Origin of the sequence: Flagellimonas alginilytica, from assembly GCF_042134605.1 — a bacterium.
Taxonomy (GTDB): Bacteria; Bacteroidota; Bacteroidia; order Flavobacteriales; family Flavobacteriaceae; genus Flagellimonas; species Flagellimonas alginolytica.
Genome location: NZ_CP169638.1, coordinates 1,495,369 through 1,505,701, shown reverse-complemented (window position 1 = coordinate 1,505,701; position 10,333 = coordinate 1,495,369). Strand labels below are relative to the sequence as shown.

11 protein-coding genes and 1 tRNA gene are annotated in these 10,333 nt (G+C 37.7%); 6 read left to right on the top strand and 6 right to left on the bottom strand.

Going from position 1 to position 10,333, the window contains the following annotated elements; translation table 11 throughout:
* Positions 1 to 2: 2 nt before the first annotated feature.
* The 3 genes from ABTP35_RS06685 (at position 3) to ABTP35_RS06675 (ending at position 1,485) form a co-directional block, all read left to right on the top strand.
* On the top strand, positions 3 to 962 hold the full coding sequence (locus ABTP35_RS06685; protein ID WP_224835981.1) for a type IX secretion system membrane protein PorP/SprF: 960 nt from the start codon (positions 3 to 5) through the stop codon (positions 960 to 962).
* 44 nt (positions 963 to 1,006) lie between these two features.
* Entirely contained in the window at positions 1,007 to 1,366 is a 360-nt protein-coding gene (gene folB, locus ABTP35_RS06680; RefSeq protein WP_252080996.1) for a dihydroneopterin aldolase, read from the top strand.
* A 48-nt stretch (positions 1,367 to 1,414) separates the two neighbouring features.
* Positions 1,415 to 1,485, top strand: a tRNA-Cys gene (locus ABTP35_RS06675).
* Positions 1,486 to 1,515: 30 nt separating this feature from the next.
* On the opposite strand, the gene ABTP35_RS06670 is transcribed toward ABTP35_RS06675, so the two are convergent.
* Genes ABTP35_RS06670 through rnr form a run of 3 tightly spaced genes read right to left on the bottom strand, consistent with a single transcriptional unit; the run spans position 1,516 to position 5,091 of the window.
* Positions 1,516 to 2,172, bottom strand: coding sequence for a LysE family translocator (locus tag ABTP35_RS06670; RefSeq protein WP_224835983.1), 657 nt, complete (start codon positions 2,170 to 2,172; stop codon positions 1,516 to 1,518).
* Positions 2,173 to 2,174: 2 nt separating this feature from the next.
* The gene (locus tag ABTP35_RS06665) at positions 2,175 to 2,855 is read right to left on the bottom strand and encodes a head GIN domain-containing protein (protein WP_293298085.1); all 681 of its coding nucleotides are present in this window, start codon (positions 2,853 to 2,855) and stop codon (positions 2,175 to 2,177) included.
* Between the two features lie 52 nt (positions 2,856 to 2,907).
* The gene (gene rnr / locus ABTP35_RS06660; RefSeq protein WP_293298087.1) at positions 2,908 to 5,091 is read right to left on the bottom strand and encodes a ribonuclease R; all 2,184 of its coding nucleotides are present in this window, start codon (positions 5,089 to 5,091) and stop codon (positions 2,908 to 2,910) included.
* A gap of 593 nt (positions 5,092 to 5,684) precedes the next feature.
* On the opposite strand from rnr, the gene ABTP35_RS06655 reads away from it, so the two are divergent.
* From ABTP35_RS06655 to ABTP35_RS06645, 3 genes are read left to right on the top strand one after another with little or no spacing between them, the layout of a single operon-like run.
* Positions 5,685 to 6,116 carry an RpiB/LacA/LacB family sugar-phosphate isomerase gene (locus ABTP35_RS06655; protein ID WP_293298089.1) on the top strand — a complete coding sequence of 144 codons (432 nt, stop codon included), beginning with the start codon at positions 5,685 to 5,687 and terminating at the stop codon, positions 6,114 to 6,116.
* 5 nt (positions 6,117 to 6,121) lie between these two features.
* The gene (locus ABTP35_RS06650; protein ID WP_224835987.1) at positions 6,122 to 7,036 is read left to right on the top strand and encodes a cation diffusion facilitator family transporter; all 915 of its coding nucleotides are present in this window, start codon (positions 6,122 to 6,124) and stop codon (positions 7,034 to 7,036) included.
* Positions 7,036 to 7,476, top strand: coding sequence for a GNAT family N-acetyltransferase (locus tag ABTP35_RS06645; protein WP_293298091.1), 441 nt, complete (start codon positions 7,036 to 7,038; stop codon positions 7,474 to 7,476). Before ABTP35_RS06650 ends, ABTP35_RS06645 begins: the two co-directional genes overlap by 1 nt.
* A 103-nt stretch (positions 7,477 to 7,579) precedes the next feature.
* On the opposite strand, the gene ABTP35_RS06640 is transcribed toward ABTP35_RS06645, so the two are convergent.
* From ABTP35_RS06640 to ABTP35_RS06630, 3 genes are read right to left on the bottom strand one after another with little or no spacing between them, the layout of a single operon-like run.
* On the bottom strand, positions 7,580 to 8,110 hold the full coding sequence (locus ABTP35_RS06640) for a hypothetical protein (RefSeq protein WP_293298093.1): 531 nt from the start codon (positions 8,108 to 8,110) through the stop codon (positions 7,580 to 7,582).
* Between the two features lie 55 nt (positions 8,111 to 8,165).
* Positions 8,166 to 9,413 carry a DNA (cytosine-5-)-methyltransferase gene (gene dcm, locus ABTP35_RS06635; protein WP_293298095.1) on the bottom strand — a complete coding sequence of 416 codons (1,248 nt, stop codon included), beginning with the start codon at positions 9,411 to 9,413 and terminating at the stop codon, positions 8,166 to 8,168.
* Positions 9,414 to 9,454: 41 nt separating this feature from the next.
* Positions 9,455 to 10,225: a hypothetical protein gene (locus ABTP35_RS06630; protein ID WP_375334502.1), complete on the bottom strand. Its 771-nt coding sequence runs from the start codon at positions 10,223 to 10,225 to the stop codon at positions 9,455 to 9,457.
* Positions 10,226 to 10,333 lie beyond the last annotated feature (108 nt).

Genomic DNA, 10,333 nt, shown 5'->3' with positions numbered 1-10,333 from the left:
CCATGCTTAAAAAAGTATATTCAACAATCCTATTGGTTTCCTTGTCACTTTGTGCCAAGGGACAGGAGTTGACCGTACCCCAATTATCTCAATACATAGCCGACAATCCCTTTTTAATGTCCCCTACCTATGCAGGTATCGGCGACCATATAAAAGTTCGTTTAAACGGCTTAACGCAATGGGTAGGCATAGAGGATGCCCCGGATACCCAAACACTGGCAGCCGATGCCAGAATTGGAAACAGATCGGGGGTAGGTATGCTGCTTTACAACGATAGCAACGGTTTTACAAGACAACGGGGTGCAAGGGTATCTTTCGCCCACCATTTGACCTTGGACCGTTATGACGATATCTTCCTCTCGTTCGGTCTGTCCTATAATTTTAACCAATTTAGGATAGATGTGGAACAGTTCGAGGAAAACAATGGTCAGTTGCCTACAGACGATAAAGCCACAACAAATCATAACTTTGATATTGGGTTTTTATATCGGTACGATAAATTTTTCTTTAGTGCAAATGCCGGAAACGTCCTCAATAAAGATCTATCCAATTTCAATACAGATATTATACGGATAGAACCCAATAAGCTTAGAAACTATTACCTGTATTCAGGATATAGTTTTTCCAAAAGTAAAAACAGTAAATTGGAAATAGAACCTTCCGTATTTTTTCAATGGTTTGAAAGTGATGGACGTTCGGTTACGGATTTAAATGCCAAATTCCGTTTTCGCGATTTTGAAGACTATTACTACGTAGGACTTACCTATCGCTTTTTGAACGATCAATTGGGAGAACCGCTTTATATTGCACCTTTGGCAGGTTTTAAAAAGAGTAACTTCTATTTTGGGTATTCCTATCAGGTAATTACCAACGAAATTTTGGGGTATAGTACAGGTACGCACGTTCTCACCGTGGGTATGGATCTGTTCCAGGGAATCAGTAATTGTAGATGTATGTATTGATTTAACCGTTTTGTCCTATTTTTGCCCATTCTTAAATCACAGTTTTGGGAAAAATAAGATTAAAAAACGTTAGAATACATTCCAACCACGGTTGTTTAAAAGAAGAAATGTTGATCGGAAGCGATTACCGTGTAGATCTAGAGGTAACCTCCGACCTTTCCAAACCGGCAGATTCCGATATATTGACCGAAACCGTGGATTACGTTCACCTCAACAATATTATAAAAGATGAAATGTTGGTGCGTTCCAACCTTTTGGAACACGTTGCCAAACGTATTATAGACCGTATCTTTTTGGAATTGCCACAAGTAACCCAGGTAGAAGTGGAAGTAGCTAAAATTAATCCCCCAATAGGTGGAGATGTGGAAAGCGTGGCCGTTATTTTAAACTCTCAAAGACAATAATAATCGTTTGGGTAAGCTAAAAAAAATAGTACATTTGCACTCTTAATCGGCATCGTGGCCGAGTGGCTAGGCAGAGCTCTGCAAAAGCTTGTACAGCGGTTCGAATCCGCTCGATGCCTCAAAACCCAGTACTTTGTGCTGGGTTTTTTTTAACTGATCTTTTCTATTCCTTCTTTAATATCGAATTTTTCTTTGGGCAGGAATCCTTTGCTGATCAAAACAATGCCACAAATGATCAAAACAATACCTAAACCTTTTTTTATGACTACAATACGGTCTTGGGTCAAATAACGCTTTAACTGTTTGGCCAATATAATTTTTACAAGATCGGTCGCGAAATACACTAAGATCACCGTACTAAAAAATACCAACATTCGATTTGGATTGTTCTCTAAACTTGGTCCTACAACAATAATTAAACCGAGCCAAAATGCTAGAACACCGATATTGATGAAATTCAATAAAAATCCTTTTACAATTAACCCCAAATAGGTACCCTTGGAAGCTTTTACATTCGATTTTTTCTTGGCTTTTTTAACGAACAGATAAATTCCGTACACCAAAAGAATCATTCCTCCAAATACGAACAGTCCCGGCTCGTTACTTAGGTTTTCCAACAATTGGAAACTACTGAAGTAGGCAATGATCAAAAAAACAATATCCGCAACTATAACCCCAATATCCAGACTTACTCCCGCTCTAAAACCTTTTGTGGCACTGGTTTCCAATAAAACAAAGAAAACGGGACCGATCATAAAGCTGAGCAAAAATCCTAAGGGAATCGCTGCTTGGATATCGTCAATCATTATTATTTGATTCTTTTTATTTTACCACCGAAAAGGGTGTGTTCATCCATTTTTTTTGGATCTCCGTACACTAGTACTTCGCCTCCGGCCTTTACATTGGCCTTTACGTAATCCGATGCATAAATTTCGGCATTTCCGCCCGCATTTACGTTTATTGTGGTAAATTTTGTCTTAAACGATTTTCCTTGATAGGATCCACCTGTGTTGATGATCACATCTTGTGTATTGGAAAATCCTCCAACAATGATCTCTCCCCCGGATATGGATTTGATCAACAATTGGTCCACTTCGCAATTAATTTCCAATTCACCGCCTTCTTGGGCTTTAAGTTCCAATACATCTTGGATATAAGTATCATCGGACGAAATTCTCGCATCCTCGTTAACATCTATTACCACCAATTCCTCTGAATGATAGAGATCTACATAAGTCCTGTAACCACTAAAGATCTTAACAATCTCCATTCGAATTTTCAAGACACCATCATTATTTACAATGGCAACATTATCGGTATTGGCCCCTGTGATCACAGCTTTGTTCTGGTTGGACTTGATAAGATTAATGGAAATCCCATCAAACCCTTTAACCTCTGTAAACTTTTGTAGGTTCTGGGTTACGGTTGCATCCTGTGCACTCACAAATTGTAGCGATAGGAACAGTACAACAATCGTAATTACTTTCATGTTATAAAAATTTGGTTCTCAATAGGATAACAAATTTTATTCCAAAATAGTATTATTTCCTTTTACCGATCAACGAAAAGTCTAAATGCCTTTTGACCAAATCGGTATTCTTTACCATTACATAGACCTCATCACCCAGCTGGTACATCCGTTTGGTACGCTCCCCTATAATGGCGTATTGGCGCTCATCAAAAACATAATAATCGTCCTTAATGTCACGTATACGAATCATGCCTTCGCATTTATTCTCTACAATTTCCACATAAATGCCCCATTCGGTAACACCGGAGATCACGCCCAAGAATTCCTGATCTTTATGATCTTCCATAAACTTGATCTGCATGTATTTTATGGAATCCCGTTCCGCATTTGCAGCCAACAATTCCATATCCGAGGAATGTTTGCACTTTTCCTCATATATGGTTTCTTTGGGAGCCTTTTCCTTATCCAAATAATGTTGCAACAAGCGATGAACCATTACATCTGGATACCTTCGGATAGGTGAGGTAAAATGGGTATAATATTCAAACCCTAAACCGTAGTGACCAATATTTTCAGTGGTATAAATGGCTTTGCTCATACTACGAATGGCCAAGGTATCCACCAAGTTTTGTTCCTTCTTGCCCTTGACATCCTCCAATAATTTGTTCAGGGACTGGTTGATGGTCTTACTATCCTTCAGATTGATACTATGTCCGAATCTCGAAATTACTCCATTAAGGGCCATTAATTTATCCTCATCGGGTTTATCGTGTACCCGATAAACAAAAGTTTTTTTCTGCTTTCCTATGAATTCCGCCACCTTTCTATTGGCCAAAAGCATAAACTCTTCAATAAGTTTATTGGCGTCCTTTGCTTCTTTAAAGTATACACCAACGGGTTCGTTGTCCTCGGATAAATGGAATTTCACCTCAATTTTATCAAAAGAAATGGCCCCAGCATCCATTCGGGCCTTTCTCATTACTTTGGCCAAGCGATCAAAGGTTAGTACGGCCTCAACAACATTATTTGAAACAGTATAGGCATTTCCTCGGATGGATACCTCTTTTGGAATCTTATCTTGTTCCGTTTCTATAATATGCTGGGCTTCCTCATAGGCGAAACGCTCATCGGAATTGATAACGGTCCTGCCAAACCACTGATTGACCAACCTTGCCTTATCGTCCATTTCAAAAATGGCAGAAAAGGTATATTTCTCCTCATTTGGCCTTAGCGAACAGGCCATATTGGATAAAACTTCTGGCAACATGGGAACCACCCTATCCACTAAATATACAGAGGTGGCTCTATCATAAGCCTCTTCTTCCAAAACGGTATTCGGCTGTACATAATGCGAAACATCGGCAATATGGATACCAATTTCATAATTGCCATTTTCCAATTTTTGGAAAGAAAGAGCATCATCAAAATCCTTGGCATCTTTGGGATCAATGGTAAAAGTCAAGACTTCCCTCATATCCCTTCGCTTCGCGATTTCGGATTCTTTTATACTGGTATCCAATGTTTTGGCATACTGTTCTACCTCGTATGGGAATTCATGTGGTAGTCCATATTCCGCTAAAATGGCATGTATTTCGGTATTGTGTTCCCCTGGTTTTCCAAGGACCTCAACAATCTCGCCATAAGGGGAATCGGTATCGTCCGGCCACTCACCAAGATGTACCAATACCTTGTCGCCATCATTGGCTTTCTTTAATTTTTCCGGAGGAATAAAAATATCGGTATACATTCTGGAATCGGTAGGGCGAACAAATGCAAAACTTTTTTGTTTGTCCACAATACCCACATAGGAAGTTTTTTTACGTTCCAATACCTTGGAAATTTCACCTTCCTTTTTATTGCTTTTCCGTTTAGGTTTTAAAAACACCTCTACGGTATCCCCATGAAATGCCTTGTTGAGATTATTATTGGAAACAAAGATGTCATCATCCAGTTCGTCCACAATTATATAGGCATTTCCACTTGTAGTCAAATCTACCCTTCCTGTAAAATAAGTATGCAACGAAGGCTTTTTCTGATACTTGCCCCGATCTGCTTCTACAATACGATCACTGGCCTTTAACTGTCCTAATCGTTTGATCAACAAGTTTCTATCTTGCGTATTTGTAATATTTAGTTTAGAAGCTATTTGCTTGTAATTGAAGCTTTTAGATGGTTCTTTTTCGAGTACGGTGAAAATTCCCTTCGTAATTTCATTCTTTCGCTGACTACCAGCTCTCTTCTTTTTCTTTGACATTAACGTCCTTATTTTTTTGAAAAATACAAATTATAATCCTTGAGCAACAAGGAAAGGAAGACTAATCACAAACAAAATGAACTTTATCAACAATAATCAATATTATACTTTTTCTTCTTTTTTAAAATTTATTAAAATGATGATTATGATAGATCGTTGAAATGTGGAATAAAATTTTGTCTAAAAAGTTGCTTTGAACGATCAAAATTAGTTGTTCACAATTTGTCAGAACGCAACAATTTTAAAAATCAACCATTTAAAAGTTTTGTTCACGGTTTTTAATAACCGTTATCAACATCAATTTATTGAAAAGTTAATGTGTTTTTAATGTTAATTACCTAACATAAATGTTTCATATTCGTTGATTAATTTTTAATGAAATCTATAGTCAAGGTTAAATAATTATTACTACTGATATATTTTATTAGAAATCAAAATTTCGTTACCATATTTTTTCTTAAAAGAATTAACAAAATATAGATGTTGTTAAGTGTTTGTTTTTTAACTAAATGCAAAAAGCTTCCCATTTTTATAAACAGCATCCCATTAAAAGATATCGTACCTTTGTTTAGCATCCATTTTAATACAAAAACATGAAAATTGCGATAGGAAACGACCACGCCGGAACAGATTATAAATTGGCCATTATTGGCCTATTAAAATCCAAGGGTATAGAAGTTGTCAATTATGGTACCGATGGTTCGGATAGTGTGGATTATCCGGATTTTACCCACCCTGTAGCCACCGATGTGGCCAAAGGTAAGGTAGATATGGGTATTGTTCTCTGTGGTAGTGGCAATGGTGCTACCATGACGATTAACAAACACCAGAACGTAAGGGGAGCACTATGTTGGAACAAGGAGATCACACAGCTGGCAAGAGAACACAACGATGCCAATATCTTGAGCTTACCGGCACGTTTTATATCTCTACCGCAGGCCTTGGAAATGGTTGATACTTTTTTAAACACCAAATTCGATGGGGGCAGGCACGAACGCAGGATAGAAAAAATACCATGTAGATAAGTGATATGGGCCATCACCACCATCACCATTCACATGACCATTCCGATCTAAAAGGAAGAAATCTGCTTATTTCCATATTCCTTAATATTGGAATAACGGTGGCACAAGTTATAGGGGGTTTGCTCTCCGGTAGTTTGGCTTTGCTGTCGGACGCACTCCATAATTTTAGCGATGTACTTTCGCTGATCATAAGTTTTGTTGCTCAAAGGTTGGGCAAAAAACAAGCATGTAGAAAAAAAACGTTCGGATATAAGCGAGCAGAGATTTTGGCCGCATTTGTAAACGCGGCAACCTTAGTGGTTGTGGCCATAATTTTAATGAAAGAAGCTGTTGAAAGGTTGTTAGATCCCCAACAAATTGAATCCAATCTGGTAATTTGGTTGGCATTGATCGCTATTATGTTCAATGGATTCAGTGTTCTTCTCCTAAAAAAGGACTCTGACCATAACATGAACATGAAATCTGCCTATTTGCATTTGCTCACGGATATGATGGCCTCCGTGGCAGTTTTGGTAGGCGGTATATTAATGAAGTATTTTGAAATTTATTGGGTAGATGCCGTATTGACCATGATCATTGGAATCTACCTTATTTATATGGGATACGATCTATTGAAGGAATCCACAAAAGTGTTAATGCTTTTTACCCCAAAATCGGTCGTGATTCAGGACATTGTGGAATCTATTTGTACTATAGATCCAGTTAAAAATGTGCACCATGTCCATATTTGGCAACTCAATGAAGAAGAAGTTCATATGGAAGCACATATCGATTTTAAAGAAGATATCCGTCTATCGGAGTTCGATGAAATTTTGGAAAAGATAGAAGAGCACGTATACCATAAACATGGAATCAACCATGTGAACATACAACCAGAGTTTGATAAGTGCGATTCCAAAAGCATAATAGTCCAGGACTAATGGAAGTGGCCATAAAAACGTTCAATCAGCTCACTACAGAAGAGCTCTACCAAATTTTACGTCTCCGCAGCGAAGTTTTTGTAGTGGAACAGGATTGTGTGTACCAAGATGTGGACAACAAAGATCAAAAGGCCCTTCATATTATAGGCACAAAAAATGGTGAAATAGTTGCCTACACTCGAATTTTTAAACCAGGGGATTATTTCAACAATGTAAGTATCGGTAGGGTAGTGGTAAGCCAAGATCAACGTAAATATGGTCTTGGAAAACGGATTATGCAAGCCTCACTTGCTGCGATAGACCAAAGATTTCCGAATCAACCCATTGAAATTTCCGCACAATCCTATTTATTAAAATTTTATACGGAATTGGGATTTAAGATCACTGGTGAAGAATATTTGGAAGATGGGATTCCACATCGGAGAATGTTGAAGGAGTAATTTTATACTGTTTTGCCACAGGGATGCTGAGCGAAGTCGAAGTACGCTGTGATTTTATTGCCTTAAAAATGGATTTCTTTATAAATTGGAGTAACAAAATTGTTTAAACCAACCTTTTCGCTACACCAATTTTGATCAAATACTCTAATTTAAGGATAAGATTCACCGGCTTTTCTGCCTTGTTTTTGGTAGAAAAGAACAAATATCCTTTACTTTTCGGGTTTAGTTGTTCTAAATTCAATTTACCATGGACAATCGGGTTTTTGGAAATAATTTTTTCCAGATGCTTTTGCGATAATTCAACTTTATCTAAGTGTTGAATTAATTTTTCCCGATTTACTATGGTGATGTTACATGAGGTAAAATGATCATCTTCATCCGAATAAATACTGGTGGCCAATGCATAAAAATGCGTCTTTTTGGAGGCATCGAAGAGCCAACCCTGTTTTTGGACTCCATTTTTCTGATAAAACAATTCAAAAGCAAAAGTGGGCAAGCTCTCGTTAATATAATCCAGTTGGGCTTTTTCATCAACATAAAACTGTTTTGAAGAACGTTTATCCTTTAGGATAACATCGATGCCCTGTAATTGATTTTTAAGCTGGGAAATTCGCTCAAAACTATAATGCTTCAAGTGTTTTTGGTAATACGAGTCTAATAATGGGGTTAATTTTTGTTCTTTTTTTAGATCAGCTTTGAATTTGCTTTTCAACTTCGTTTATTTTCCGGAACAGGGAAGCACCTATCTTTTCCACAATCCCGACCACCAGGGCGTTGCCCATAAAAAAGGCGCGTTTGGTATCGGAAATACCCTCCAATTTGGTGTGATTGTCCGGAAACATGTTCAACCGTTCCAATTCAACTGGTAAAAGTCTTCGTGGTCCCTTGGAGGTTTGGATCACGTGTTTAAACCGGGATGGGGATTTACCGCCCTCACCGGTTATAATAGTTCTGGAAGGTTGATCAAGGGCATCGGGGAAAACCATACCGCCCTCGCTGTAATTGTATTCAAAACCTGCTTTGGTCTTGCGTATTTCTTTTTTGGAGCCTTTTAAATATTCCCACTTGGGCATATCGGACTCATTAATGTAATATTCTGGAGCAATGCAGTCATTTTCCAAAATGTCGGAAAGAACCGTTTTGGTTCCATCAAAATCGGGATTGGTTTTTATGGTTGTGACCTTACCGTTTAAGCAAATACCCGAGTTTAAGAACGGAGAAAGTTCTTTTTTACTGTTAAAAGTTTCGGATAAGGAGACCAAATTTTCTTTTAAAACAAAAGAAACGGGTTTTGGCGTATTTTGGTCCACGGGAAAAGTCTCGGCAAATGTACCTTTTTCCAAAATCCATTTATTTGGCAGGGTTTTTCTTAGTTTGGAATGTAATGTGGTCCCTTTTAAATAGGCCAGAAAAAAAACGCGCCTTCGGCGCTGTGGCATCCCATAATCGGCCGCATTTATTACTCGCCATTCCACCGCATAGCCCAAATCTGATAGACTGCGCAGCATCACTGCAAAATCACGACCACGTTGAGTGGAAGGCGATTTTAACAAACGATCCACATTTTCTAAAAAAAGATATTTTGGTTTGTTCTTTTTTTCTGAAAGGATACGATGAATAGACCACCAAAGCACCCCTTTTTTACCTAAAAGACCTTTGGAGTTTTTTAAAGATGTGGCCACGGAATAATCTTGGCAGGGAAATCCGCCCACTAGTATATCGTGGTCGGGAATATCTTTGGTAGGTACCGTTTCGATATTGGAATTCGAGTGATTTACCTTTCCAAAACGGGCTTCGTAAACCAAGGATGCGTGCTGCATTTTAGTAGAGGGTTCCCATTGGTTGCTCCAGACCACTTGATAATGTCCTGTGTTTTCCAGTCCCAAACGAAACCCGCCCACACCGGCAAAAAGTTCACATACCTTTAGTTTTTGCATGCCCAAAAATAGGATTTATTCCTTTTTAATTAATTCTAATTTCATGAATGAAAAACAGTTTTATAAAATGAAAAGATGAACACCACCGAAAAAATAAAACTGACTATCATAAACAGGATATTGAGAAATCGATTGAATTCCAATGATTCCAGGTTTTCGGAAATTCGTGAAACAGATGGGTTGTATGGTAAATACATAATTTGGAGATGATCTATTTCTTCTGGAGATTGATTTTCATGGATGACTTTTTTATCGGAGCCATAAATATTATCTCCGGCAATGTCAACAAAAGTATATTGGAACTGTACTACTAGGTTATTGTTGATTTTTGTTCCAGTTTTTTTATATCCCATCGTTTTTGCTGTAGCTCCAATCCCATAGTACAAAATATCCCAATTTTGGTGCATGGTTTTACCGTTTACCAAAACACCAATTTTTTCCAATAACAAATAAAGAAAAAAACTAAGCCCCAAAAGAAGCATTCCTATCTGCCAGGTATTGGACGATTTAAAAACTACTTCGTAATGCTCTTGGTTTAAAAAAATTTTCCCAAGTGATTCACTGACAAGAACATAGCAACCAATCACATAGATAACTGCTTTTAAGCTACATAGAATTACAAAACCAAAGGAAAACCGACACATTTGTTGTGATAAATAGATTGGGTCTTTCGGTTTTCTCGCAATATTGAGGCCCATGGGTATTTTTTTATCCATTTGAAACCTCCCGAGTTCTGGCTTACTGTCCCAAACTCTAATTTTTCTTTGGATATAATGCCCTGAAAAGTTTTCGAAAAGCACTAAAAGTTCCAATAGTGGTTTCTTATGGTTTTTAATTGTTGTAACTGATATTATAGAAGCTTCAGTAGTTGAAGTGGAACCACTTTTTTGACTCTTTAGGATACAAAACGATCTTGAAAA